General features: G+C 37.4%; 24 protein-coding genes. 11 read left to right on the forward strand and 13 right to left on the reverse strand.

What is annotated here, in order from left to right:
* Positions 1-252: 252 nt before the first annotated feature.
* The 7 genes from D1B32_RS15110 to D1B32_RS15140 all read right to left on the reverse strand — a co-directional run bounded on the left by D1B32_RS15110 (position 253) and on the right by D1B32_RS15140 (position 8225).
* Positions 253-1695 (reverse strand): SLC13 family permease, encoded by a 1443-nt coding sequence (locus tag D1B32_RS15110; RefSeq protein ID WP_316246661.1) that lies wholly within the window; start codon positions 1693-1695, stop codon positions 253-255.
* A gap of 114 nt (positions 1696-1809) precedes the next feature.
* Positions 1810-3222: a hypothetical protein gene (locus D1B32_RS15115; protein WP_118889775.1), complete on the reverse strand. Its 1413-nt coding sequence runs from the start codon at positions 3220-3222 to the stop codon at positions 1810-1812.
* Between the two features lie 202 nt (positions 3223-3424).
* Positions 3425-4216, reverse strand: coding sequence for a putative hydro-lyase (locus D1B32_RS15120; RefSeq protein ID WP_262366396.1), 792 nt, complete (start codon positions 4214-4216; stop codon positions 3425-3427).
* Between the two features lie 190 nt (positions 4217-4406).
* Positions 4407-5372 (reverse strand): 5-oxoprolinase subunit C family protein, encoded by a 966-nt coding sequence (locus D1B32_RS15125; protein ID WP_118889776.1) that lies wholly within the window; start codon positions 5370-5372, stop codon positions 4407-4409.
* Positions 5373-6137, reverse strand: a complete 765-nt coding sequence (locus D1B32_RS15130; RefSeq protein ID WP_095310894.1) for a LamB/YcsF family protein — start codon at positions 6135-6137, stop codon at positions 5373-5375.
* A gap of 14 nt (positions 6138-6151) precedes the next feature.
* Positions 6152-6874, reverse strand: coding sequence for a 5-oxoprolinase subunit PxpB (gene pxpB / locus D1B32_RS15135; RefSeq protein WP_118889847.1), 723 nt, complete (start codon positions 6872-6874; stop codon positions 6152-6154).
* Between the two features lie 124 nt (positions 6875-6998).
* Positions 6999-8225 carry an NRAMP family divalent metal transporter gene (locus D1B32_RS15140; protein ID WP_118889777.1) on the reverse strand — a complete coding sequence of 409 codons (1227 nt, stop codon included), beginning with the start codon at positions 8223-8225 and terminating at the stop codon, positions 6999-7001.
* A gap of 463 nt (positions 8226-8688) precedes the next feature.
* Between D1B32_RS15140 and D1B32_RS15145 the strand changes: the two genes are divergently transcribed.
* On the forward strand, positions 8689-9204 hold the full coding sequence (locus D1B32_RS15145; protein WP_095310910.1) for a GbsR/MarR family transcriptional regulator: 516 nt from the start codon (positions 8689-8691) through the stop codon (positions 9202-9204).
* A 169-nt stretch (positions 9205-9373) separates the two neighbouring features.
* Here the strand turns inward: D1B32_RS15145 and D1B32_RS15150 are convergent, their stop codons facing one another.
* Positions 9374-10540, reverse strand: coding sequence for a toxic anion resistance protein (locus tag D1B32_RS15150; protein ID WP_095310897.1), 1167 nt, complete (start codon positions 10538-10540; stop codon positions 9374-9376).
* The gene (locus D1B32_RS15155; protein ID WP_187393168.1) at positions 10537-11181 is read right to left on the reverse strand and encodes a 5-bromo-4-chloroindolyl phosphate hydrolysis family protein; all 645 of its coding nucleotides are present in this window, start codon (positions 11179-11181) and stop codon (positions 10537-10539) included. Before D1B32_RS15155 ends, D1B32_RS15150 begins: the two co-directional genes overlap by 4 nt.
* Before the next feature lie 579 nt (positions 11182-11760).
* Between D1B32_RS15155 and D1B32_RS15160 the strand changes: the two genes are divergently transcribed.
* From D1B32_RS15160 to D1B32_RS15185, 6 genes are all read left to right on the forward strand, one after another.
* Entirely contained in the window at positions 11761-12786 is a 1026-nt protein-coding gene (locus D1B32_RS15160) for an ABC transporter ATP-binding protein (protein WP_118889779.1), read from the forward strand.
* A gap of 238 nt (positions 12787-13024) precedes the next feature.
* The gene (locus tag D1B32_RS15165; RefSeq protein ID WP_118889780.1) at positions 13025-14044 is read left to right on the forward strand and encodes an ABC transporter ATP-binding protein; all 1020 of its coding nucleotides are present in this window, start codon (positions 13025-13027) and stop codon (positions 14042-14044) included.
* Between the two features lie 5 nt (positions 14045-14049).
* Positions 14050-15045 carry a P1 family peptidase gene (locus D1B32_RS15170; protein WP_118889848.1) on the forward strand — a complete coding sequence of 332 codons (996 nt, stop codon included), beginning with the start codon at positions 14050-14052 and terminating at the stop codon, positions 15043-15045.
* Positions 15046-15268: 223 nt separating this feature from the next.
* Positions 15269-16726, forward strand: coding sequence for an ABC transporter substrate-binding protein (locus D1B32_RS15175; RefSeq protein WP_118889849.1), 1458 nt, complete (start codon positions 15269-15271; stop codon positions 16724-16726).
* A 15-nt stretch (positions 16727-16741) separates the two neighbouring features.
* Complete coding sequence (locus tag D1B32_RS15180) at positions 16742-17683, forward strand: ABC transporter permease (RefSeq protein ID WP_095310914.1); 942 nt, start codon at positions 16742-16744, stop codon at positions 17681-17683.
* 12 nt (positions 17684-17695) lie between these two features.
* Complete coding sequence (locus D1B32_RS15185) at positions 17696-18511, forward strand: ABC transporter permease (RefSeq protein ID WP_095310916.1); 816 nt, start codon at positions 17696-17698, stop codon at positions 18509-18511.
* 355 nt (positions 18512-18866) lie between these two features.
* Here D1B32_RS15185 and D1B32_RS15190 read toward each other — a convergent pair whose 3' ends face one another.
* From D1B32_RS15190 to D1B32_RS15200, 3 genes are read right to left on the reverse strand one after another with little or no spacing between them, the layout of a single operon-like run.
* Positions 18867-20309, reverse strand: a complete 1443-nt coding sequence (locus D1B32_RS15190) for an aldehyde dehydrogenase family protein (protein ID WP_118889781.1) — start codon at positions 20307-20309, stop codon at positions 18867-18869.
* A 14-nt stretch (positions 20310-20323) separates the two neighbouring features.
* Positions 20324-21070 (reverse strand): SDR family NAD(P)-dependent oxidoreductase, encoded by a 747-nt coding sequence (locus D1B32_RS15195; RefSeq protein ID WP_118889782.1) that lies wholly within the window; start codon positions 21068-21070, stop codon positions 20324-20326.
* 4 nt (positions 21071-21074) lie between these two features.
* On the reverse strand, positions 21075-22145 hold the full coding sequence (locus D1B32_RS15200) for a tartrate dehydrogenase (protein WP_095310926.1): 1071 nt from the start codon (positions 22143-22145) through the stop codon (positions 21075-21077).
* 225 nt (positions 22146-22370) lie between these two features.
* Here D1B32_RS15200 and D1B32_RS15205 point away from each other — a divergent pair, with 225 nt between their 5' ends.
* The 4 genes from D1B32_RS15205 to D1B32_RS15220 all read left to right on the forward strand — a co-directional run bounded on the left by D1B32_RS15205 (position 22371) and on the right by D1B32_RS15220 (position 25728).
* Positions 22371-23063, forward strand: coding sequence for a FadR/GntR family transcriptional regulator (locus D1B32_RS15205; protein WP_095310928.1), 693 nt, complete (start codon positions 22371-22373; stop codon positions 23061-23063).
* A gap of 106 nt (positions 23064-23169) precedes the next feature.
* Positions 23170-23970 (forward strand): type II pantothenate kinase, encoded by an 801-nt coding sequence (coaW, locus tag D1B32_RS15210; RefSeq protein WP_118889783.1) that lies wholly within the window; start codon positions 23170-23172, stop codon positions 23968-23970.
* A gap of 285 nt (positions 23971-24255) precedes the next feature.
* Positions 24256-25455, forward strand: a complete 1200-nt coding sequence (locus tag D1B32_RS15215) for an MBL fold metallo-hydrolase (RefSeq protein ID WP_118889784.1) — start codon at positions 24256-24258, stop codon at positions 25453-25455.
* Between the two features lie 15 nt (positions 25456-25470).
* A complete protein-coding gene (locus D1B32_RS15220; RefSeq protein ID WP_095310932.1) occupies positions 25471-25728 on the forward strand; it encodes a DUF3006 domain-containing protein in 258 nt (85 codons plus the stop codon).
* A gap of 118 nt (positions 25729-25846) precedes the next feature.
* Here the strand turns inward: D1B32_RS15220 and D1B32_RS15225 are convergent, their stop codons facing one another.
* A complete protein-coding gene (locus D1B32_RS15225; protein WP_095310934.1) occupies positions 25847-26326 on the reverse strand; it encodes a sigma-70 RNA polymerase sigma factor region 4 domain-containing protein in 480 nt (159 codons plus the stop codon).
* Between the last annotated feature and the right edge of the window lie 478 nt (positions 26327-26804).

A 26804-nucleotide genomic window follows, 5' to 3' on the forward strand; every position in this document is an offset into this window, starting at 1 on the left:
AAAATTATTGTCTGGTAACTTTAATTTTATCAAAAGGTGTCCTTTTTGTATGCATAAAAAGAGCGGTACTCACCAACTTATTGGCGAGTACCACTCTTTTTAATTACTGGGGTTTTGTCCCAGCCTCTTTGTGTTTTTTTATTCCATACCTCAATTATCCAATCATACTGTGCCCGCCATTTACGCTTATTGCTCCGTTCCTTGCAGAACCAGAAATGATTAAGCTCCTGTCACGACGAAAAAGTTCACCAATTACGGCCAAAACCCCAGCCACTTCCACCACGTAAATACGACAATCAAGGTTACAATCGTACTCGCAATTGTGGACAAAATACCAGGAAGATAAAAATCCTTTTGGCTGACCAATCCTGTTCCATGAACAACAACATTTGGCATTGTTTCCACAATTAATATATAACCAAACAACATTGTTATTGCTGAAGCAAAGCTTATAACTACAGGATCCAGACCAGTCTCTAGAGACAGACTTATCAAAACAGGCAGTAAAGTCACTACAGCAGTTGATACATTGGTAACACCTAGGTGATAAATTTGTGATACTAAGATAACAATGAATATTGCAATCCACGGATTCGTAAATACATTTAATATGTATTCTGATGTAATAAGAATTTCAAGTAACTCAATAGCACCAGACTCAATTAAAGCAAATCCTAAAGAGAGAGTTGCTCCGATTAATAAAACTAAATCAAAATTTATAGTTACTAGCTTTTTCCATTCTACAAAACCAATTCCAGGCATTGCCATTAAAAATACTGCCATTAAAGCTGGTACTGTTGGATGATAGCCATGTAAGGATTCGGTCATCCACAGAAACACTGTAATGAATAAAATTACAATACATTTTATTTCGGAACTGGTAAGCCTCCCAAGTTCCTGGTTTTGTTCTTTCATATTTGATTGTAATATATCAAAGGAATATTCTTCAGGTGGAAAGCATTTCCATACAATATAGGGAATTACAATAATTAAAATTAACCAGATAGGAAATGTATACAGAAACCAGTCCAAATATGATATTGTTCTGCCAACATATAATTGTAAAATCTCTATTGTTAATATATTTCCTATAGCAGCTGTTAAAATTGCCGTACCACTGATATTACCTGCATAGGCAGTGCCTACAAGCATAAGTTTGCTGAAATTACTTCCCTTTTGCGCCCCAACCGATTTGAGTATAGAAACAACAACAGGAACCATTAATGAAGCCCGTACTGCAGTTGCCGGTATAAAAAAGGCTTGAATTTGCATAAGTAAAAATATCCCGATAAAAATACCCTTTGCAGATGATCCCCATTTTTGAAGCATCCAATAGGTGACTCTGTTCATTAAAGGAGTTTCATTAACCCCTTTAGCAATCATCATTCCAGCAATAATTAAAAATACAGCGGGGGATGCAAAACCACTTAATACGACATCTACTGAAACAGTATGTAAAAATAGTAACAAAACAAGTACGAGGACAGAGGTCATTCCAAGCGGCAGTGATTCAAAAGCCCATAATAGCAACCCGTAAACCATAATCGATATTGTCGCTTTTGCTGACCAGTCTATATCTTCTGGCAACAGAAACAATAGCCCTAAAAAAATGACTGTAGAAAATAAGAACGAGACTATGTTTCCTGACATCTTTATTCTATTGGGTTGATGCTTGCCTTTCATTTTGAAAAACATAGATTGTATCCTTCTTTCAGGTTCTTATAGTCTTTATTAATGAGAAATGGAAAGAAATAAATTTCAAATGAATGTTCCCGTACCAATTAGTAAATTGTACGGGGTACGCTTGAACTACCCCAGATAAACCCTCACTTGCACATACCCCATCACTAACACATACAACACAACAGCAAACTTCCAATTAAATTGAATGCCATTTTTAAATCCACTTAATTGATTTTGTCCACTCAGCATAATAATTGGCATAATCACTGGCGATAGCAATATAGAAATAGAGCTTCCCAGCGTAATTGCCAATACAATTAACTCTGGAGGATATGGTAGGTGGATACTTTGTAATATACCAGCTACCAGAACCATTACCGTAAGAGGGCCTAATGCTACAAAACCTAATAGGATTACCATAATCGGCAGGAAATACAATATATTCAAAAATGGCAGCATCTCTTGTAGAGAATAAATCCCATTCACGATAGAGTTCGCAAATTCAGTCTGATTAAGAGCAAAAATTAGAAATCCTGCTCCAAGCATGACACAAAGCTGATAGGATTGCTTTGCCATATCGGTTCTTACATAGCTTTTAGCTAAATCAAATAATTTGTTCATCCTACCTTTAATTATGTAGTAAACTACAATCCAGACCATAACGACCAATGGAATTAAAATAAGCAGCTCCATTGTTACTATAAAATTTAATATAAATATAGTGCCGAACAACGAAATAAACAGGATAATAAATTCTTTAACATTACGGTGCATCACCTTTTTATTGGAAGTATGGTTTAGAAGTTCTGCGATTTCAGTCTTTAATCCAGCCGTCAAGTTTACTCCATACTTTTTTTCTTCCGATTTTGAAAATAGTAGTGCGACAAAAATTCCACATATCGAGATGATTAATCCCTGAATAATAGAAATGCTTAGTGATGCATCCATTGTTTCAACAACATAAGCAAAACTTGGAATACTAATTACCCAAAGCACTGAAAGTGAGAATCCCCGCAGGAGAGCAGTTCCTTTAAAATGTTCCCACGCTTCTCCCTTTTCATCTTTTAAAATCATATTTACAAACTGATACATCATCGTAATCGAGCCGAACAGTAAAAAATAAGCAATAACTTGTGTAAAAGAGATCATACCAAAGTAAAATTTGCGACTAGTATTCAAAAAGCGATGTCCAAATCCCATAATTGCTTCCAAAAATGGCTCTTCTCGTAGCACCCAGCTAATCATTGGTACAATGACAAGGAGCCCAATGATATTTCTCATTTGTAAAAATCCGCTCCAAAATCCTTCTACTAAAGAAGTTTTAGAGAAAAATAGAATGATAAAACCAATAACAAACAATGAAGATGGCATTTTTATTTTTGGTGGTGTGTACTTGACCACCGTAAACACAAAAATTCCGATTCCACTAATGGAAAGGATTCTTAACAGCCATTCATTATCATAAAAATATGTGACGAAATGCAAAACAGTAAACGTTATAATAGAAAGCGTTAAACACCAGTTTGTCAGATTTTTCATTGTAATAGCCCCTAGACAACATGTTAACCTTATTCTTCCATAGTTCCGTCAATTCGTCTATAGATTACAGTATGGACAACCGTCATTTCAACTTGTTCCTCCAGACGGAATTTTACTAGTAAACCAATTTAGGCATAATAAAAACTGCTTATCTTGATTAATATCCAAGATAAGCAGTATAAAAATGTAGAAATGTTTCAGACTAAATCACTGCATGTTCTTCATCTTTAACATCCGTTATAAACATATGTCCAGGTGCATGGGTAATTACTAATTCGGGTTTACTTGCCATAACTGCTGCCTGTGGAGTTACACCACACCCCCAAAATACAGGCACTTCATCTTCATGAATTGTTACAGCATCCCCGAAATCCGGACTATCAATTGCGTCGATTCCGATTAAGCTCGGATCACCAATATGGATCGGTGCACCATGGACAGAAGGAAAACGCGAAGTAATTTGTGTTGCTCGAATCGCTTCTGCAGGCTTCATCGGACGCATGCTTACGACCACTGGTCCTTCAAATATACCAGCTGATTCACAAGCTATGTTTGTTTTGTACATGGATACATTTCGGCCTTCCTCAATATAACGAATTGGAATACCATTTTCGAGCAGCGGTTTTTCAAATGTAAAACTGCAGCCGATAAGAAATGAAACAAAATCATCTTGCCAATAAGAAGTTATATCTGTAACTTCCTCAGCAAATTCTCCATTTCGATAAATTCGATATTTTGGAAGATCTGTTTTTAAATCTCCGTCTGGCGCAGTCTTATGTGGTATAGATGAGCCGACATCCGTAACTTCTATTAGCGGACAGGTTTTAGGGTTTCGCATACAGAACAATAGAAAGTCATAAGCGTATTTTTTCGGTAAAATCACTAGATTGGCCTGTGTGTAACCAGGTGCGAGTCCTGTCGTCGGCTTTGTCCAATCTCCTTTGCGAATCATCTTTCGAATTTCATTTACTTGTTCATTCGTATCATTAACCACTTAAACACTTCCTTTTTATTCAGTTTACAAATTTAAGATTTTAGATTTACAACTAGTACATCTATGTCAATCTTAATTCGATTTACAAGATGCCTCTGCTTTCCGTGCCATGGTGATTAATACGAGCAGGAAGAATGAGGCATCTTATTCTGTTAAAATCAATTTCATTCTTGACAACCATCATTATTTTCTATCCAATAACTCCTGCTCCCAAACTCAAGCATCTTAACAAACGTTCACGTTTCACATAAAGCAATTGTGCTTCTTCCACTTGGACTGTCTCAAATCGCAATTCACTGCCAGTATATTTCTGAGCTACAAATGGCAGGTCAACAGAAATAACAGTCCCTATCCTTGTATATCCACCGGTTGTTTGGCGATCAGCTAGTAGAACAATGGGCTGTCCACTTGCAGGAACTTGAATCGTTCCAGAAAGCACGGCATCGGATAAAATATCTGCTCCATGCTTATGAGTGAGCTCTGCCCCTTCTAACCTGTATCCCATCCGGTCAGATTGCGTGGATACTTTATAGCTGGATGATAAAAATTGCTCGATGGAACTTTCCGCAATCGCTGCTTGATCTGGTCCAAGGATAACACGAACTTTTTCTACATTTTTGTAATTTGGTACGTATGTGGGAGATAATCCCCTACCAGACACACTTTTTAAAGAGAAACTGAATGGACTGCTAGCTAAGTGATCTCCCTTTTGTAAATATCTTCCTTTAAAACCACCTATCGCGGCTTTCGTATAAGTAGATTTACTTCCCATTACAACAGGAGTATCTATACCACCTGCGACGGCAATATAAGCATATGCTCCGTCTTTTGGTTGTCCAAAGGTGATAACTTGTCCCTTTCTAACAGAAAATGATTTCCATACCGGGAGCAGTTCCCCATCTAGCTTGGGTGATAAATCTGCACCACAAATAGCAAGTACAGTATCCTCAAGTATTCGGAGTTCCGGTCCCATAATCACAATTTCAATTCCTGCTGCTTCTCGAGGGTTACCTACTAAGATATTTCCAACCTGTAACGCGAAGCTATCCATTGCTCCTGATACAACAACGCCAAATGCCTGAAACCCAGTTCTTCCAAGATCTTGTACAGAGGTTGCTAGACCTGGCTTTACAACTTCAATAATTGTATTACTCATTTACTTCCCTACTCTTTTTATGATAATTCCGTTCTCCGTTAATGCTGTACATAAACGTTTAGCAAACTCCAGCGACTTTGGTTCGTCCCCATGAATGCAAATAGTATCTGCATTGATTGCTATATCTGAGCCATCAACCGCCTCTACTTTGCCATCCTTTACCATCCGAATGACACGGCTAACTGCTTCGTTTGCATCCTCAACCATCGCATTTTCAAGCGTTCTTGATGTTAGTGAACCATCCGGCTGATACGTGCGGTCAGCAAAAACTTCTTCAGCAACAGGCAATCCTGCTTTTTCCCCAGCTTTGACTAACTCACTTCCTGCTAGACCATATAAAATAAGTTTCGGGTTAATTGCATAAACTGCTTCAGCAATAGCTTGGGCAATTTCTGGATCTTTTCCGGCCATGTTATACAACGCCCCATGTGGTTTCACATGATTCAATGCATTTTGATTAATATGGGTAAAAGCTTGAAGCGCTCCAACCTGATAAATCATAAGATTATAGACATCTTGCGGATCTATTTTCATTGGACGACGACCAAACCCAATTAAATCCAAAAGGCCAGGATGAGCACCAATTCCTAGCTTTTTCTCTGTCGCCATTTTTACCGAGTGTTGCATTACATTATAATCTCCAGCATGGAAACCACATGCAATATTGGCAGAAGAAATATAGTTCATCACTAAATCATCCATGCCAATTTTAAATGCTCCAAAGCTTTCTCCTAAGTCACTATTTACGTCAACAAAATAGGTCACGTGCTAAAACCTCCCTATTCTATGAATGTTTCTACATAAGGAATATACGTTCCTGCATTCACTTCTTTCTCAATCACTTCATATTCTTCAACATCAATTGGTTTAAAACGAATATAATTACCTGCTCGCAAAAGAATTGGAGACGAGCTGTTCGGATCATATAATTTTATAGGTGTTCTTCCAATAATTTGCCAGCCACCAGGCGATTCAAGTGGATAAATTCCAGTCTGCTCACCTGCAATCCCTACAGATCCAGCCGGAATTGCAGCACGAGGATTTTCAAGCCTTGCTGTTGCAATTTCCTTGGACATTCCCCCAAGATAAGCAAATCCTGGGATGAATCCCATCATATAAATTAAATAGTCCCCACTTGAATGAATGGAAATCACTTGCGATTCATCGAGGTTATGAAGACAAGCAACTGCTGCTAGGTCAGGTCCCATCTCCCCTCCATAACAAACTGGAACATGCATGATTTCTGCAGGTGGAAGCTCCATATCTGAAAGCCTGTTTTGCAACTTCTCCATTTGAGTTACTAATGCACTATATAAAATCGTGTATGGATCGTACACAACCGTAATCGCTGTGTACGTTGGAACCCACTCAATTACACCCGGTATTCCTTCTTTCTCTAATAAAATACAGAAGCTGCGAATTTGTTGGTTTATATCTTTTGATATATGGTCACCAAACTGAATCCGTAGACCTGTATCCCCAAAAGCACTTATTTGAAACATACGTATCCCACCATTAAAATTAATCATTATTAGAGGTTGTTCAAAAAGTCTATCCTCCTTTTTGAACACGCACTATTATATATAAAAAACAAAGTTATATCTTAAAAAATATTACTGCGCAACATTAGAAAAGTTGCGGCAATGTTTGAATTAGTGTTCTAATTCCAAGGAACGTTGTCAGCACTACTATAATTATACCAAAAACAGTCAACCAGACAGGATGTTTATAATCACCGACAATTTTTGTATTATGTGCAGCAAGCAGAATAGACCCTAATGTCAAAGGTAAAATTAAACCATTTACAGCACCAGCAAACACGAGCAATGTAACAGCTTGGCCAATAAACACAAAAATGAGGGTTGATAATAATATAAACCCAATTATCCAATAACGATAATATTGATCAATTTTTTCGTGGAATGTGCGTAAAAATGATACAGATGTGTATGCTGCACCAATAACTGAGGTAATTGCCGCAACCCAGAGTACAAGACCAAACATACGATAGCCAAATTCACCTGCAGCATATTGAAATACAGTTGCAGCAGGATTATCCGGATCTAAAGATACACCGGCTGAAACTACCCCAAGTACTGCTAAAAACAGTAAAATTCGAATCGCAGAAGCAATTAGAATTCCCATGACGGATGTTCGATTTACTTCAGGAATACTTTCCTTCCCAGAAATACCCGCATCTAATAATCGATGCCCACCAGAGAATGTTATGTATCCTCCAACTGTACCACCAACAATTGTGATAATTGCGTATACATCAAGCTCCAAAGGAACAAAGGATCGGTAAATTGCTTCACCAACCGGTGGTTGACTCACAAACATTACATAAGCAATAAGGATAATAAGCAATGCCCCAAGCCATTTTACAATTTGATCCATAGCAGCTCCTGCTTCTTTTGATAAAAACACAAAAATAGCAATTCCCGCCGTAATGACAGCACCAATTCTCGGATCGATTCCTAGCATTGCATTAATACCTAGACCTGATCCACCAATATTTCCAATATTGAAGGCAATTCCACCAATTACAATAAATATTGCTACAACGAAGCCTAATCCAGGTAAAACTGCATTGGCAATCTCCTGACCACGCATCTTCGAAACCGTAATTATTCTCCAGACATTTAACTGCGCACCGATATCTAATATGATCGAAGCTAAAATAACAAAGCCGAAACTTGCCAATAGTGCTTCTGTAAAATACGCTGTTTGTGTTAAAAAACCTGGCCCAACTGCTGATGTAGCCATTAGAAAAGCAGCACCAATTAACGAATTTCTCCTGCTTTTCTTGTCTTTATCTGTCATCACATGATGACCTCTATTTTTATCTGTCATGATGTCACACTCCTATGTTGAAATACCCCAGATTGATTGTCAATTATCGAATGAAATGAAGAAAGATTTTATTATTATAGCACAAAACGTATTTTTGATAACTTTTGAACTAATTATTCCCATCAAGAAATTATAAATTCTATGCTCACAGCAGAAGATAACTCACTTTCAATTACCTATCATGAGCATGTATATATTTCAAAAATGAGGAAACCTAGATGTAGATATTCTAACAGTGATTCAATATCTAAAATAATAATTTTATAAACTGGATAAAATGTAAACTTTTTATATACAATAAGATTATAATTAGTATAAGCTAAACTTTTCTAATGTATCCTTACATTTACTCTATTTTACACTCTATTATTAGAGTTTAATTTTTTAACATTCTGTGGTAAAGTGGCTTAATAAAGTTGATAATTGGTAGGTGAGCCTATTGGAAGAAAAGGCATCTTTAAAAATGATGCAAATTGAAGATAAATTTATTGAAAATATCGCGGATAATATGCGGATGTATGGGATTTCTACAACTGTGGGCAGGGTGCTAGGCATCATATATATTAATCGAAATCCGATGACATTGGACGAACTATCTGAAGCTACTGGAATGAGCAAAACGAGAATGAGTCAAGTCGTTCGTGAAATGGTCGATCATAATATTGCCGAGAAGGTATTTGAAAAAGGGGTTCGCAAAGACATTTATAATGTGGAGCAGGATTATTACCAGACCTTTATTTCTTTATTTACATCCGGTTGGCAGCGTGCAATTAAGCGGAATAGGTTAGTTGGTAAAAAGTTATCTGCCGAATTAGCAAACCTCCTTGAAAACGAAACAATAAATGAAGAAACAGAAGCAAAAATTAATGATTTGTTAAGTGAAACAAAAGAATGGTTAAACTATTATGACTGGCTTCATCGTTTAGTTGAGTTTTTTGATAGCGGAGAAGTATTTAATCATGTCCCCAAAGAGAAATAATTGTTAGATAGGTTTTTTCAGAACTAAATTAAAGATTCAAGATATCTAAAAACGGTTTTTCTATATATCATCCAATATTTGCCAAACAAAAGCTGTTGATTTTGATTAAAACCAACAGCTTTATTTAAAGGATTTAATGCAATTGAGGGTTCTCCAGCTCACAAATGTGTTATCGCAATTCTAATAACTTCTGCTTTAGTTCTTCCTCCATGCCAATCAACTCTTGCTCTGCTTGATTGCGCTTCGCACGTCCTTCTGTTTGAATTTGAATCGTTTCTTCAATCGTAGAAACTAAATGCTCCTGTGTCTGCTTCAACGTATCAATATCAACAAGTCCGCGTTCATTCTCTTTTGCTGTTTCAATCGTATTTGTTTTTAACATTTCCGCATTTTTCAGCAAAAGTTCATTCGTTGTTTTCGATACTTGTTTTTGCGCTTCTACCGCGTTGCGCTGCCGTAACAGCGTTAATGCAATCGCAACTTGATTTTTCCATAACGGAATAGCTGTTAAGATAGATGATTGAATTTTTTCAACAAGTGCTTGATTTGTATTTTGAATCAAACGAATTTGCGGAGCAGTTTGCATCGTAATTTGTCTGCTTAATTTTAAATCATGCGTCCGTTTCTCCAAACGATCAGCAAATTGCATGAGATCATTCACTTCTTGAAAATCCATTTGGCTTTGATTAATTTCTGCTTTTTGCTTTAATTCCGGAATTAATTTGGTTTCCAGTTCTTCCAGCTTTACTTCACCGGCGGCAATATATATATTCAATGCGTCATAATAATCTCTGTTTTGATCAAAAAGCTGTTCCAGCATGCCATTATCAGTAATCAATGCATCCTTGCTTCGATCTAGTTTCACTCGAATACGATCGATTTGAGCACCTGTCTTTTGATATTTTGATAAAATCTCATTTACCGTACCAGAAATTTTACCAAACATTCGAGAAAGCAAGCCACGTTTTTCTGGTCGAAGCTCGTCTGGATTAACTTGCTCAAGCTTCTTCATTAAATCACTTAAAATGGAACCGATCTCGCCAACATCCTGTTTTTGCACGTGCTCTAGCATTCCATGCGAAAAATTCAATAGTTTTGATTGTGCCTCTGTTCCATATTGTGCAATCGACCCGTTATTTTTCGGATCAATTTGTTCTGCCAATTGTATTGCTCTTGCTTGATTTTCTTTCGATAACGTATGAATCAACTTCTCAGGCTTGTCTGCATTTTGCTGTGCTAAAGTTTCTGATGAGGAGTATTTAGACTCTCCCCCAAATGGGTTTGCTAATATATCATCAATTGCTTGTGAAGCTTTATGTTGATTGTGTTCACTCATTTCATCATCCCCTTGTTGTTCTTATTCATCCGATGAATGGACTGCTTTGCAACATCAAGTTCGAATTGTAACGTATCCATATCATCATTTAGCATAACATGTAAATCTTTTTTTATCGTTTCTCCAAGCGTTGTAATTGTTTGACGTGTTTGTCTTAGCGAGCTTTCCATTTCTCTGGTTTTAGCAGGCTGTGTTGCCAAAAAAGCGTATTTTTCTGCTAGCTCTACAAGAGAGTCCAAATGATTATAGAAAAATCCTTCTGCTTGATAAAAACGATTAGGATCCCGCTTTGCATTTATATATATTTTTTGAGCTGTACGGGCAATTTCCAAATTTCGTTTGGCATCCTGCAGTGAGCGAACACGAAATAACGCTTTTTGCAAACGGGAAATCTTTTGCTTTGCTTCTTTTAAGTTTGTTTCGATAAATTTGTATTCTCTTCTTGTCAACCCATTTCTTTTCACATACCGATAATCCAAAATTTGCTTGGAAGTAATGAAAAATACAATACCTCCCCCTAATGCGATCAAACTTGATAATAAAAAGGTTTGACTAAAAGCGAAAAAGCTAACAAGCCATGTTAATATCGTACCAGTAAAACCAAGCATGGATTGAATAATAAATTGTAAAAACGCCCTCAAATCCATCAACTCCTATTCGAAATTCCTCTATACAAGTTCAAAAAGGTCATGTCATTCTCACCAGACTTTTTGAACTACCATTAAAGTCAATTATTAAATAAAATCATTCTCCTACCATTATACTATTACGATAAAGACTCGCAATAGGTTTCAATTTTTTTATGTTCGAACTAAAGTATGATCAAGTTTTGACGAAGGTTTTAGTACTAAACTATTTAAAACAAACATCATACAAAAGGTCAATACATATCGCTGCATACTTTACAAAATGTCTAATGAAGCAACTGTAATTATCCACTATAATTCATATATCCAAATATTTAGAATTAATGTTTAATACCATAAAAATGGTAACGTTTTCAAAAAATATCAGTATTCTTTTTTAGGCTAGTAGATTAGCAAAAATAGTGCATGCGGTAAATAAAGGATACACATATAGCTATTGAAATTTACATCTATATCATTTATCTTATATAATAATATCTGAATATTATTTAATTTGTTTTTGGGGCTAATGTTTCGAAAAGTCATATTTAAACAGACGCTGCGTTGCAATTCTTAAATGAATGAGGTGGTAGTATGAAACAACTAAGGACAGAGAAACTTCTCGAAGTAAAGGATCTAAAAGTTAATTTTGAAGTTGGCCACAATAAAATTGCAAAGGCAGTTGATGGTGTTAGTTTTTTCATAAATAAGGGAGAAACGGTAGCATTAGTTGGCGAATCAGGTAGCGGAAAAAGTGTTACTTCTCTTTCCATTATGCGACTAATTCCCATTCCACCTGGGAAGATAGTAGGTGGTTCGATTGAACTGGATGGGCAGGATTTACTTAGCTACACTGAAAAAAGAATGAGAAAGGTTCGTGGTGAGGACATCGGCATGATTTTCCAAGAACCCATGACATCCCTCGACCCTGTCTTTCGGATCGAAAACCAGTTGATAGAATCTATTATATACCATCAACGTATCTCTAAAAAAGAAGCGAAACAACGTGCACTGGAGTTATTAAAACTTGTTGGGATTGCAAATCCAGAAAAAGTATTACACGAATATCCTCATCAGTTATCCGGTGGAATGCGCCAACGCGTCATGATTGCCATTGCAATGTCGAATAATCCAAAATTGCTCATTGCTGATGAGCCAACAACTGCCCTAGATGTAACTGTTCAAGCACAAATTCTAAAATTAATGCTTAAAATGAAAGACACGTTTAATTCTTCAATTTTATTAATCACGCACGACATGGGGGTTGTAGCAGAAACTGCTGATCGCGTGTTAGTCATGTATGGTGGTCAGATTGTTGAGGAAGCGCAAGTTAAAGAATTATTTTTAAATCCAAAACATCCGTACACAGCAGCCCTGCTTCGAACAATTCCGAGCTTGGAACAAAATATGCGAAGATTACCTTCCATTCCTGGAAACGTTCCCCCTGCACATAAATTTCCAAAAGGCTGTCGCTTTGCTGACAGATGCGAGTTTGCAATGGATATTTGCAAAGAGGTTGCTCCAGCATTAGACAGTATATCAGATGGACATCAGGTCCGTTGCCACCTCCATGTGAACAAAAGCGGAAGCGCCCGGATAGCGACGTACGGACTGGACTGAACCGGAGGAGATAAAGGAAACACAACGACTTAAGGAAGTTGATGTTGACTTTCACCACAAGGGTATAAGTGCGACTAAGCCTCTGGCACGGCCAGTCGGCAAGTCTTCTGTATCGTACGGAGGTGAGGGAAGTCTCGCTAGGCGCTGGGCGCTGGAGCTGGACTAGGCTATTCCGGTACATGAAGTAATTTAGTCATATTTTATACTTTCTTCCAGCACGCGAAAGGAGGACAAGCAGTTGACGAAAAAACGAGAAGTATTACTGGAAGTATTTAACTTAAAAACTTATTTTCCAGTGAAGGCAAATAAAATTGGAAAAAAGCCGGTATTAAAAGCAGTTGATGATATCTCACTTACCGTTTATAAGGGAGAAACACTCGGTATTGTTGGAGAATCCGGATCTGGAAAATCCACATTTGGCCGTACAATTTTAAGGCTGGTTGAGCCAACCGAGGGTGAAATTATTTTCGAAGGTCAGCATATTGAAAACTTAAAACCAAAGGAATTGCAGGTAATTCGAAATCAGATGCAAGTGATATTTCAAGACCCCTTTGGATCACTCAATCCCAGAATGAGAATTGAAGAAATCATTGAAGAACCGATTAAAATGCATACAAGATTATCAAATTCAGATAGAAAAAGCAGAATAAAAGAATTGATTGAAAAGGTTGGTTTATCGGAGGAAGCATTAAAAAAGTTCCCCCACGAATTTTCGGGAGGCCAGCGCCAACGTATTGGCATTGCTCGAGCACTTGCTATTAACCCAAAATTTATCATTGCAGATGAACCAGTAAGTGCTCTTGATGTTTCCATTCAATCTCAAGTTTTGAATCTGATGATGGATTTACAGGATGAGTTTCACTTAACTTACTTATTTATCTCCCATGATTTAAGTGTCATCAAACACATCAGTGATCGAGTAGCTGTCATGTATTTAGGAAGAATTGTAGAAATAGGGACGAAGGAATCTATTTATAAGAACCCACTGCATCCTTATACAAAAGCACTGCTCTCGTCTATACCTGTTGTTGATTTTGAGAATAAACGAGAAGAAATTATGATTTCTGGTGAATTGCCAAGTCCAGTAGATCCACCAGTTGGCTGTGCTTTTCACACGAGGTGTCCGTTCGCAATGGATATATGCAGAGAGAAACGCCCACAACTACAGGACATCAATGCAGAGCAGCAAGTAGCATGCTTTTTATATAAGAAAGAAGAAACAAAAGAAAATGATCCATATCATACAATTGAAGTTTAAGGGTGATGAATTTGCTGAAATATCACAATATCACAGATGTTCCCGGTATCAAAGTAGGCAATGTAGAGGATATAGACGCATTAACTGGTTGTACCTCCATTATAGCTGAGTACGGCGCTAGTTGCGGTGTGGATGTCCGTGGTTCTGCTCCAGGCACAAGAGAAACGGATGCACTTGATCCCATTAATGCAATTCAAGAAGTGCATGCAATTTGCTTAGCTGGCGGGAGTGCTTACGGTTTAGAAGCAGCGTCTGGGGTTATGCAGTATTTAGAGAAGGAAAATATTGGATTTAACGTTGGCGTTGCAAAAGTGCCAATTGTTCCAAGTGCTGTTATTTTTGATCTTAATATTGGAGATTCCAACGTTCGACCTAATCTCCAAATGGGCTATGAATCTGCTAAAAAAGCTAGAGTTGGGGATTTTCCTCTGGGTAATGTTGGCGCCGGCTGTGGAGCAACAGTGGGAAAACTAGCTGGTCCTGAAAAGGCAATGAAATCAGGGTTAGGTAGTTCATCCCTTGCGGGTGCTTCTGATTTAATTGTCGGAGCAATTGTTTCTGTAAATGCCGTGGGAGATATCAAAAATCCGGATACAAATACAATACTTGCCGGAGCTTGGGACCCCGATGCGTCTATATTCATCAATTGTAACGACTACATAAAACAGAACCAGACACATCAAGCCCAGCCAGGAGCAAACACAACCATTGGAGTTGTTGCAATGAATGCAAAACTAACAAAAGCTGAGGCTAAGAAGATTGCTAGCCTTACACAAAATGCTTTAGCACGAACAATATTCCCTGTTCACACAATGTTTGATGGCGATACTATTTTTGTGTTGGGAACAGGAACGAAGAAATATCCAGTGGATTACTTAGGTGCACTTGCAGCTGAATCAATGGAACAGGCAATTGTAAAAGCTGTTAAAGCAGCAGAATCTATTAATCATATGGAAAGTTATACTAGTTTACAAGAGAGAAAAACAGAAATATCTGGTTAACAACGTACAGAAGTGAAGAAAGTTTCGTTAGAACTTTATGCTTTGCAGGTTTGGTTCTTCCGATATAAGGAATACCTCCAGCTAATTTTTGTAGTATCTTTACTAAATAAAAGGGGTGAATGCAGTGTTAAAGAGAAAATGTTGGTTATCATTCGTTTTGGTTTGCGTTCTATTTTTAATCGGTGCTTGTTCAAATTCAGAGGGAGATAATAGTTCTACAGCAATGAGTGGTGATACAAATGGACAATCGTCGTCACAAGCACAGGAAATTCGCGTTCGTATCAATGACGATCCAGACTTTTTAGATCCACACCATGCAACAGCATCAATTTCCTTCCAAATGATTTTAAATATGTTCGAAGGGTTATTTATTCCAAAACAAGACGGCTCCTTAACTGAAGGGGTTGCAGAGAGCTATGAAGTATCTGATGATGGTTTAACGTATACCTTTAAAATCCGTGAAGGGATTACTTTTCATAACGGTGAAGATTTAACAATTGACGATATTATGTATACATTTGAGCGTTTAATGGGACTAGCTGGTGGAGAAAAATTATCCAATAACTTTGATAATGTTGATTCCATTGACACACTGGATGACACAACCTTTGTTATGACATTAAAAGAACCAAACTCGAACTTTCTATACTCATTAACCGCATTACAATCAGCGATTATACCAAAAAGTAATGATGGGAAGCATAATGAAAATCCAATTGGTACAGGACCTTTCGCCTTTGTGAACTATTCACCTGGATCAAGTTTGGAACTGAAAAAACATGAGGGATATTGGCAAGAAGGCTTGCCATATTTAGAAAAAGTAAATTTTATCTTTCAATCTGATGACCAAGCAGCTGTAATGAACCTATTAGCAAATGAGGTTAATCTAACAGGGATTCCTGGACATCGTGTTTCTGAAGTAGAAGGTAACTATAATGTTTCACATCAAAATAACAATTCCAGCTTAATTATTACATTTAATGGTGATAAAGAACCATTTAATGATGTAAAGGTTCGACAAGCAATTAACTATGCAATTAATAAGCAGGATATTATTGATTCTGTATTCTCTGGCTATGCAACGCCAATTGGGTCAAATATGAGCCCTGCTATGGGAGATTATTACTTAGACGGACTTCAGGAGGTTTATAACCGTGATGTAGAAAAAGCAAAGGAACTTCTTGCAGAGGCTGGTTACCCCAATGGATTTTCAACAAAAATAACCGTATCTTCACATAATGATATATACTCCAGTATTGCTCAGATTGCAGTTGAGAACTTAAAAGAAATTGGAATTGATGTTGAGATTGAGGTAGTTGAATGGGGAATTTGGTTAGAGCGTGTTTACTCCGGTCGGGATTATGAAATGACAACCATTGATTTAACAGGACGTCCATCTGCTTATGAGGTTCTTAATAACTACATTTCAGAAAACGATGCGGAGAATTTCTTCCTCTTCGATAATGAGGAATTTGACCAAGTCATGTCAGATGTGCTATTGGAATCAAATCGGGATAAGCAGATTGAATACTATCAACGTGCTCAGGAAATTTTAAATGAACAAGTACCGGCTGTTTATATTGCTGATTATCAAATTCTGTGGGGATCTACGAATAATATTACAGGTCTAAAAAGTTATCCATTCTGGTTCCATGATATGAAAGAAGTTAAATTCGAATAGTGAAGGGCTGGTACTATGTTCTTTTATCTTCGTCGCATCATTTTACTTTTTATAACGGTAGCACTAGTGTCGGTCATTACGTTTGCAGTCTTTCAAGTATTACCAGGTGATCCAATTCGAACAATGCTCGGAACTGAGGCGGATGAGACGCAAATTGAAAATTTAAGAAGCGAGTTAGGTTTAGACCGTCCTTTGTATGAACAGTACTTCACTTGGATTAAGGGACTGTTCACTGGTGATTTAGGGAATTCAATCCGTTTTTCAATGCCAGTCAGTACATTACTAATGGAACGGTTACCCGTGACATTATCTGTAGCAAGTATAGCATTACTAATCGTTTTACTTGTTGCACTTCCGCTAGGGATTTTCGCAGCTCGCCGAAAAAATAAAGCTAGTGATGTCGTTTTATCATCTGTGACCCAATTGGGGATGGCGGTCCCCTCCTTCTGGCTCGGAATGATTTTTATTCTCTATATCGGGATGAATGTAGACTTTTTCCGAATTAATGGATATATTCCATGGACTGAAAGTATTCAGGGTGCATTAAGTACACTGCTATTACCTGCACTAACAATTGCTATTCCACAGGTTGCTGTTAAATTCCGATATGTTCGGACGTCGATTTTAGAGCAGGTGCAGCTTGATTATGTAAGAACGATTCGAAGTAAAGGGTTACCAGAGAAAATCGTTGTTTATAAACATATCTTGAAAAATGCAATGATCCCGATTCTCACTATTTTCGGATTGATCACTGCCGAAATTGTAGCAGGGACAATTATCGTTGAACAAGTCTTTGCTTTGCCTGGAATAGGTCAATTGTTAATCACATCGATAAGCAATCGGGATTTTCCACTCGTACAAGGAATCGTTATGTATATAACTGTTGCCGTTGTATGTATCAACTTTCTTGTGGACATTTTATATTCTGTCGTTGATCCAAGAATCCGGTTACGTTAGGGAGTGTAAACCATGCAAAAACATAAAAAAAATATCAATCTCCTATTGGGATCGGGTATACTGCTGGCCTTTATCGGTATTTTAATTGTAAGTTTTTTCTATACTCCTTACGATGTTAATTCAATGGATATTCCGAATAAGCTAAAAGAGCCAAGCACAACACATATCTTTGGGACAGATGAATTTGGCCGTGATATTTTTAGCAGGATTTTAAAAGGCAGTCAAACAGCGTTTTTAGTAGGTATACTGACAATTGCGATCGGCGGGTTCTTCGGTGTATTAATTGGAGGAATTGCTGGCTATGCAGGTGGATGGCTAGATGAAGTGTTCATGAGAATAATGGATGCTCTCATGGCTTTCCCAGGGATTATTTTGGCTTTAATGCTTGTTGCTGTTTTTGGTCCAGGAATAATTAACACTTCTATTGCACTTGGCATCATTGCTGTTCCAAGTATCGCTAGGGTAACACGGAGTGGCTTTGTACAGCAAAAAGAAGCAGAATATGTGACTGCAGCCAAGCTAATCGGAGTGAAAAACTACAAAATAATGTTTAAGCATATTTTACCAAACATTTCTTCGCAAATTATTGTAGCTCTATCAATTGCCTTTGCAATTGCCATGTTAGCAGAAGCAGCACTCAGTTATTTAGGGTTAGGCGTACAGCCTCCTGATCCAAGCTGGGGAAGAATGTTAAAGGATGCTCAAAGCTACTTAATCAACTCTCCTTGGTATACGTATGCACCTGGTGGGGCAATCACATTACTCGTATTGGGGTTATACCTATTAAGCAACGCATTAAGGGATTTAATGGATCCTCGTTCAAAATAAAGCTCAAAAGCGGAAGCGCCCGGTTAGCGACGTACGGACTGCGCCCCGAACTCTGGGGTGGTGGTTCGACAGTCGAACATTCCTACGGAGGAGATAAAGGAAACATGTCCCTTCAGGGGTATGCCGATGTTAACTTTCACCGCAAGGGTATAAGTGCGACTAGGCCTCATGTCTTAGCCAGTCGGCAAGTCTTCTTTATCGTACGGAGGTGAGGGAAGTCTCACTAGGCGCTGGGCGCTGGAGCTGGACGTGGCTGTTCCGGTAAAAGAAATACTACATCCACATTTTATGCTTTCTTACACTAAAATAAAGGAATGGTTTTTATGCAACTTCTCGCATAAGAACCATCCCTTCTTTACATATTATATTTCACGGCAATATTTTTAATTTGAACATAATTCTTCAATGCTTCAAATCCTTTTTCTCTTCCTATTCCGCTTTTTTTATAGCCTCCAAATGGCATTTGAACTCCGCCACCTGCACCATAATTATTCACAAATACTTGGCCGGACTTGACTCCCTGAGCTGTATAATGAGCTGTATCAATATTTGAAGTCCAAATTCCTGTTACTAAACCATATTCCGTCTGATTTGCAAGCGCAATTGCTTCTTCTATATCCTCAAAGGTAAAAACAGTAAGAACCGGTCCAAAAATTTCCTCCTGTGCCAATGTACTATTATGCTCCAGACCGTCAATAATGGTTGGTTGAATATAATAGCCACTTGTATCTTCAACTTTAACCGGCTCTCCCCCAGTAAGAATTTTTCCTTCTTTTTTGCCTATTTCCAAGTAAGACAATATCTTCTCATATTGACGTTTATTTAAAATTGGTCCAATGTCTGGATCTTCTATTCCCCGACCAACTTTTAATGCATCAAATTTTTCTGCCAATTGATTAACAAACGTCTCTTTAATTGATGAGTGCACAAGTAATCTTGAGCCAGCTGAACATGTCTGACCTGCATTTTGAACAATTGCATTCTTAACACCCTCTGCCGCTTTTTCTAAATCCGCATCCTGAAACACGATGTTCGGAGATTTCCCTCCTAGTTCAAGTGTTACTGGAGTGACACTTTCAGCAGCAGCCTTCATAACAGTAATTCCCGTTTTTACAGAGCCAGTGAATGTAATTTGATCGACACCTTCATGGGAAACCAGATGGCTGCCTGCAGTTGAACCAAGACCTGTAACATGTTGAAAAATTCCTTTTGGCAACTTACATTGAGCGAACCATTTCGCCAGAGCATTTGCTGTCAATGGTGTATCCTCCGCACTTTTTACAATAACAGCATTACCTGTTGCAATTGCAGCAGCTACACTTCTGGACATAATTTGAATCGGATAGTTCCAAGGTATTATATGGGCGGTCACTCCCATCGGCTCAAGTACAGTTACATCAAGAAGTCCATCTTCAATCGGAATGCTATCCCCCATTAACTTATCTGCCGCTCCAGCATAGAATTCAAAATATCTTGCAGCTGCTTCGATATCATTCCTTGCTTGTGTCATCGGTTTTCCAACATCTAGACATTCCAACTCACTTAACTTATCTTTATTTTCGCGAATATAGGTTGCGAGCTCCATTAACAACTGTCCACGCTCATACGGTTTAAATGACTTCCATTCCTTACTTTCAAAAGCTTCACGCGCAACTTCTACAGCAGTATCAATTTGCTTCTCCGTCGCATTCACAATTTCTGCTAGCTTTTCACCTGTTGATGGATTATATACTGGAAGCCATTCGTCTTCTCCAGCTCCAACCCATTCCCCATTAATCAGCATTTTTATCTTATCCATTTATTTACCCCTTCCTATAAACTTCTTCCACCATCCACATGGAGTGTTGTCCCAGTAACCATCTTTGCTCCATCTGATAACAGATAGCTAATCGCTTCCGCAATATCAGTCGGTTTAATCAGTTCACCTAATGGTACACTCATTTTAAAATCATCTAGTGTTAATCCATTTTCTTGGTCCTTCTCAGATGGAAATTGCACAAGCATTTGTGTTTCCGCTGGTCCTGGATGCAGTACATTAACACGAATTTTATCTTGGGCAACTTCAATTGCGAGCGCTCTTGAGAAAGCTTCTACAGCACCCTTTGTTGCGATATATGATTGAAGACCGGGTCTTGGTCTTGCCACAGAAACAGAGCCAACATTTATAATTGCTCCTCCCTCTTGCTTTTTCATATAGGATACAGCTTCCTTACATGTTAAAAAAATTGAGGTAGCATTAATGCCAATGATTTTATTCCAAAAATCTAAAGAAACATCCTCAATTGGAGTTGATGATTGAGCTATCCCCGCCAGATTCACAAGTCCATCTATTTTCCCATATGTTTCAAAAATCTGTTTAAACACTTCCTTAATCCGATTACCGTCTAAAAGATTTACTTCTTCTTGTCGGAAATTATTATGCGTAATGTGTGCCATACCTTCTAAAGAAATATCAATTCCAACAACAATTGATCCTTCAGAAAGTAATGTAGAGACGACTTCATTACCCATACCTCCTCCAGCACCTGTAACGATAAATACTTTTTCCTTCTGTTTCACACGTTCACCCCTCTAGAATTTTATTAACAATCTTGTCTCCCATCTCAGCTGTTGATGCATTCCCACCTAAATCTGGTGTTATGTTATCACCCTCAACTAACACACTTTCAATTGCTTGTACAACCTTCTCAGCTAAATCGATATAACCGAAATGATCTAGCATCAAACTGATACTCCAAATTTGTGCAACAGGATTAGCAATTCCTTTGCCTGCAATATCTGGTGCGGATCCGTGTATTGGTTCAAACATAGATGGATACGTACCTTCCGGATTGATATTTCCAGATGGTGCAATACCAATACCACCTGCAATCGCTGCACCTAAGTCTGTTAATATATCGCCAAATAAATTACTGGCAACGACCACTTCAAATTCTTCTGGCTTTAAGACAAAAAAGGCAGCCAATGCATCTATATGATATAAATGGAACGGAATAGATGGATATCCCTTCGCAATTTCACGGACGATGTCATCCCAAAACGGCATCGAATAATTCATAGCATTTGATTTTGTCGCAACGGAAAGCTTACTCCTTCCCTTTTGTTTTGCATATTCAAATGCATATTTAACAATCCGTTCTGTTCCATACCTTGTGAAAACACTGTTTTGAATCACTGTTTCGTGAGGCGTATTCTCATGAAGCTTCCCACCGCTATTTGAATATTCACCTTCTGTATTTTCCCGAATCACCGTAAAATCGATATCTTCCACCGACTTATAACGCAGTGGGCTTTCAATCCCTTTCAATAGCTTAATCGGCCGTAAATTTACATATTGCTGAAAGGCTCTGCGAATTGGCAATATAAGCTCCCACACCGAAATATGGTCTGGAACTTCCGGTGCTCCTACCGCACCAAATAGAATAGCATCATAGTCTTTAAGGATCTCTAAACCATCATCCGGCATCATCTTGCCCGTTTCTAGATAACGCTTACAATTCCAATCGAATTCGTTTCGCTCAAACACTATTCCACCATGTAAATTTTCCAGGGCTTTTAATACCTTATACCCTTCATGCATAACATCAGGGCCAATACCGTCACCTGGAATTGAGGCGATGTTAAAGTATTTCATTTCTTTCAGCTCCATTCTTCAATACATCATACGTATTATGTATATGGTATAATAAAACCAAAACATTGTAAATACAAAAATCAAAAAATTCATTATACTTCCAAGAGTGAACCCAGCTTGTTATTTTTATCTATCGGGATTTGCAGATATCATATTTAAACAAGTCTTTAGAAAATCGCATCTAAATCTGAATATATTAAATAATAATAAACCGGAGTGAATAAGATGGAGCCTTTTTCAAAACTAAGTTCAGCAAATAAACGATCAGCAGAGATTGTCGCGCAGATAAAAGCCCATTTATTAAATGGTACGTTAAAACCTGGTGATAAACTACCAACTGAAGAAGAGCTGGTTGAGCAATTTGGTGTAAGCAGAACACCCATCAGGGAAGCTATTAAGACACTGGAGGCAATCGGGATTGTGCAAATTAAACGTGGAGAAGGCATGTTTATCACAAAACAGCCTACGAGCGATTCTCTCAACCCATTGATATTCAGTTTGCTATTACTCAATGAAAGCCTAGATAAACTGATAGAGTTCAGACAACACTTTGAAGTTTTAATGATGAATGTCATTAAATCAAATTGGTCAGAAGAAAAAATTGCAAAGATCAGACAGGTCTATGAATCCCAGAAAGAAACGCTAGCATCTGATATTTCTATTGAAGACTTAGTAGAAATTGATTTAACATTCCATTATGCAATACTGGATACGACAGAAAATGAATATATTATTGAAATCGGTAAAACGATTTATGAATTGTATAAACCGAAAATGCTCCAAGCCAAACATACATGTAATGTTGAAAAAACGCTGAAAGCACATAAATACCACCTAGAATTGCTTTCAAGTAAAGAACCACTGACACAAATGCAGATAGATGAGATGATTAAGTATAATAAAGAATGGATTGGTTAAACCACTCCTGCTGTTCTTTATTTCATTGAACAATCATCTTACTTACAAAACTAATCATTTACGAGATGCTATTAGAAAGACAAAAAACAAAGCGAGGGATTATATAATGGACAGAATCGGAATTGATGCTGGAGGAACGCTAATAAAAATAGCCTATGAAGAACATGGAAAGCTTCACGTGAAGACATATCCCATCCAAGAAAAAAATGAGCTGCTTCAATGGTTACAATTCATTTCTCCTCATGCTACATTACATGTAACTGGAGGAAAACGTAAGTTGATTTCTCACCAGCTAAGCCAAAACATCCGTGTTTTAGATGAATTCCAATCCCTCATTGAGGGAACGCGCTATTTACTAAGCCTAGAAAAGCAACAAAAGGAAGAGGATTATCTCGTTGTAAATATCGGTACTGGTACATCAATATTCCATGTAACAAAGCATAAGTTTGAGCGCCTTGCTGGAAGCGGTGTTGCTGGAGGAACATTAATGGGTCTTGGTTCATTAATTACAGGAAAAAGCAGTTTTCTAAAACTTATTGCATTAGCTGAGAAGGGAAATCATGAAAACAGTGATTTATTAGTGAGGGATATTTATACACCAAATGAGCCTCCTATTTTTGGAGATCTTACTGCTGCTAATTTTGGTAAAGCTAATCTCAATAAAACAGCCTCAAAAGCAGATCATATGGCTGCACTTATTCAATTAATTGGAGAAATTACGATATCACTTGCTAGTCAAGTTGCAATCCATAAAGACATAAGCACCATCGTTTTTATTGGCAGTACATTAAATGGTAATACTCTTTTAAAAAAGGTATTAAGCAGTTTTCAAGATAAGCTATCCTATGAAGCGATTTTTCTTGATAAAGGAGCATATGCGGGTGCAATAGGTGCCTTAATTTCTTAATCATTACCCATTCATGGACTTCATTAGTTTTAATCGTACTAAATGTAAATCGGAGCCACATACTGGCTTCGATTTCAGATGGCAGAAGATTTTTGGAGATAATCATCTCTTTTTCTAATTCCTTGAGCAATATTACAGCTTGATTATTTTCAACACGGTTGATTACCCCATTAAATTTTTTTATCCGATTAACATACGCTATCTGTTTTCTCCCTAAAGTTTCATAGATTTTACTGCTCCTTTTTGATACCCTTATCTGTGAAAATACTTTTTGGAGGTTAACAATTGAATAGAAGATTTATACTAACTTTGATTTTCATCATCTTTTTAACTGCTTGTGGGCAGACTAGTGATCTAACAGAACCTTTATCCATTGCAAACAACACAATTGATGAACGGTCTGCTTCGCTTATGGAGAAAAATGTGGATACAGGATCAAATGAAACCTCCTCCCTTTCCGATTTAAAAATTCATTACATTGATGTTGGCCAAGCAGATGCCACGCTCTTCCAATATTCCGATCAAGATAAGTCGTATACAATCCTTTTTGATACAGGAGATTGGAAAGGCGATGAGGTTGTAAATTACCTAAAGGCACAGGATGTTTCTACAATTGACCTTGTCGTTGTCAGTCACCCAGATGCTGATCATATCGGTCAATTGGATGATGTCGTTCAAGATTTTGATGTTGGTGAGGTTTGGATGTCAGGAAATGAGAGCTCCTCTCAAACCTTCATGCGTGGTGTCGAAGCCGTTATTAATAGTGAGGCAGATTATCACGAGCCAAGGGCTAATGAGGAATATGAAATCGGTCCACTAGAAATCACAGTACTTTACCCTGAAACAATTACCGGAAAATCAAACGAAGAATCCATTTCATTACTGTTTACATATGGTAGCACGAAGTTTTTATTTACAGGTGATGCTGGAAAAAGTGACGAACGAAACATCCTGAGCAGTGGAATCGATATAGGAGCGGATATTCTGCATCTCGGTCACCACGGATCCAACACATCAAGTGACCATGCTTTTATTCATGCAGTTGATCCAGTAGTTGCAATCTATAGTGCGGGTGTAAATAATCTCTATGGACACCCTAGTCAAGATGTAGTTTCACATATTAAAGATGCTGGAGTTGAACTGTACGGAACGGATAAAGATGGAACAATTGTAGTCACATCTGATGGAGAAAATTTTCATATTGAAACAAACAAGGAAGAAACAACAACAGATTCCAATACTTCAAATAGTTCTGAGCAAGATCCAGGTGCAAATGCAGAAACGGCAGCTGATAATTCTTGTATCAATTTGAACACCGCTACTATTTCTGAAGTTCAAGCAATCATCCATATTGGCCCAGAGCGAGCTGCAGAATTAATAGATTTAAGACCATTTAATGCATTAGATGACTTAAGTCGTATCCAAGGAATAGGACCAGCTAGAATGGCAGACATAAAGGAACAAGATCTGGCTTGTATGGATTAACAGGGAGGGAAACATATGAGAGGAATACTAGATCGATTTGAGGGAGACAAAGCAGTAATTTTACTTCAAGATACGAAAGAAGAATATATTGTAAACGAAAGTGAGCTTCCCGCTGGGAGTAAAATCAATACCGTCTTTGATCTTGAAAAAAATCGTACTACATATAAAATAAAGAGAATTAACATTTCTAACACAGAGGAAGCTGCACAACAATCGTCTGATTTAATGGCAAAACTTAGAGCAAAAAGCAGGAGAAGCAAATTTAAAAAATAGTGGTAGTATTTGTTGGAATAAAGGTTAGCTTTATCATTAATTTAAAGGATAGAGCTAACCTTTTTATTAGGTTTTTAAAGTAATTTTAATAAGTTCCCCACCAGGAATAGATTCGAAATCATGCCTCACCATCTATGATACGCTGCAAGCTTATATTAAAGTCTCTGCCCCAATTCATTACCGCTTCAATGGTAACTCCCTCTTGTTCTGCAATTTCCTTTATCGGCAAATTTAAATATAACGATAGGTAAACCCATTTCCACTGATTTACAGTTAAATTGTTCTCATAATACTCCCATAAGGAAGCACTATTGTCAGGATATGTAACTGGTGAGTTTGATTCTATGGTTGCGACTGGAAGAAGTTTTATTTTATGTTGGTTGATTGATTTAAGCTGAAGTAATTCGAAAATATGCTTACGAATTATAATATTGAAGTATGTAGACAGGACACCTTGCTCTGGCTGTAATGCTAATGTATTCTCTATTCCTTTATTAACGTAGGTATCATAGTTTCTAAGTCGATACAGATGAAAATGAAACCTACTACGATTCTCTTCAAAAATCTCCTCTAAATAAAATTTCTTTACATTCTCCATTCCTTCGCCTCTTTTCCCCCTGTTAGTATATAACAGCAAAATTTTAAATTTTATATATTTCCATCTAATCCCCATTATAGGAAAAAAGTAACAAAAATTCAACAGTAAAAGCTAAAACTTTCCAAAAATTTAGGTATTTAGCACTTCGGATTTTAAATATTTTAATGATGAAAGTTTTATTATAAGATCACCATCCTGTAGATTTATTTCAAAAAACAATATATTTTTCAAAACGCATTAGATACAACGAACTGCTAAATGATTGGCAATTACCTATAAGTGACAGTCATCCACATTTTCTGTACAATGAAATTAATTCTATTTAAGAGGTTGTTGAAAAAGTCCGGTAAACATGATAAGGAACTTCGACGCCCAGGACGTGTTAGTGTCGGCGTCACAAAGGGACGTTTCGACCTTAGCCGACCTCGGTCCTTTTTATCCTCCTTTTTGAACACGCACTTTAATAGACTTTTTCTAT

Origin of the sequence: Oceanobacillus profundus (genome assembly GCF_003515705.1) — a bacterium.
In the GTDB taxonomy this organism is placed as follows: Bacteria; Bacillota; Bacilli; order Bacillales; family Amphibacillaceae; genus Oceanobacillus; species Oceanobacillus profundus.

Excerpts from the sequence above, each read along its gene's own strand:
- D1B32_RS15110 (WP_316246661.1), bottom strand. The coding sequence starts at position 1,695 with ATGTTTTTCAAAATGAAAGGCAAGCATCAACCCAATAGAATAAAGATG.
- D1B32_RS15115 (WP_118889775.1), bottom strand. The coding sequence starts at position 3,222 with ATGAAAAATCTGACAAACTGGTGTTTAACGCTTTCTATTATAACGTTT.
- D1B32_RS15125 (WP_118889776.1), bottom strand. The coding sequence starts at position 5,372 with ATGAGTAATACAATTATTGAAGTTGTAAAGCCAGGTCTAGCAACCTCT.
- pxpB (WP_118889847.1), bottom strand. The coding sequence starts at position 6,874 with ATGTTTCAAATAAGTGCTTTTGGGGATACAGGTCTACGGATTCAGTTT.
- D1B32_RS15140 (WP_118889777.1), bottom strand. The coding sequence starts at position 8,225 with ATGACAGATAAAAATAGAGGTCATCATGTGATGACAGATAAAGACAAG.
- D1B32_RS15145 (WP_095310910.1), top strand. The coding sequence starts at position 8,689 with ATGATGCAAATTGAAGATAAATTTATTGAAAATATCGCGGATAATATG.
- D1B32_RS15150 (WP_095310897.1), bottom strand. The coding sequence starts at position 10,540 with ATGAGTGAACACAATCAACATAAAGCTTCACAAGCAATTGATGATATA.
- D1B32_RS15160 (WP_118889779.1), top strand. The coding sequence starts at position 11,761 with ATGAAACAACTAAGGACAGAGAAACTTCTCGAAGTAAAGGATCTAAAA.
- D1B32_RS15170 (WP_118889848.1), top strand. The coding sequence starts at position 14,050 with ATGAATTTGCTGAAATATCACAATATCACAGATGTTCCCGGTATCAAA.
- D1B32_RS15175 (WP_118889849.1), top strand. The coding sequence starts at position 15,269 with ATGAGTGGTGATACAAATGGACAATCGTCGTCACAAGCACAGGAAATT.
- D1B32_RS15180 (WP_095310914.1), top strand. The coding sequence starts at position 16,742 with ATGTTCTTTTATCTTCGTCGCATCATTTTACTTTTTATAACGGTAGCA.
- D1B32_RS15185 (WP_095310916.1), top strand. The coding sequence starts at position 17,696 with ATGCAAAAACATAAAAAAAATATCAATCTCCTATTGGGATCGGGTATA.
- D1B32_RS15190 (WP_118889781.1), bottom strand. The coding sequence starts at position 20,309 with ATGGATAAGATAAAAATGCTGATTAATGGGGAATGGGTTGGAGCTGGA.
- D1B32_RS15200 (WP_095310926.1), bottom strand. The coding sequence starts at position 22,145 with ATGAAATACTTTAACATCGCCTCAATTCCAGGTGACGGTATTGGCCCT.
- D1B32_RS15205 (WP_095310928.1), top strand. The coding sequence starts at position 22,371 with ATGGAGCCTTTTTCAAAACTAAGTTCAGCAAATAAACGATCAGCAGAG.
- coaW (WP_118889783.1), top strand. The coding sequence starts at position 23,170 with ATGGACAGAATCGGAATTGATGCTGGAGGAACGCTAATAAAAATAGCC.
- D1B32_RS15220 (WP_095310932.1), top strand. The coding sequence starts at position 25,471 with ATGAGAGGAATACTAGATCGATTTGAGGGAGACAAAGCAGTAATTTTA.
- D1B32_RS15225 (WP_095310934.1), bottom strand. The coding sequence starts at position 26,326 with ATGGAGAATGTAAAGAAATTTTATTTAGAGGAGATTTTTGAAGAGAAT.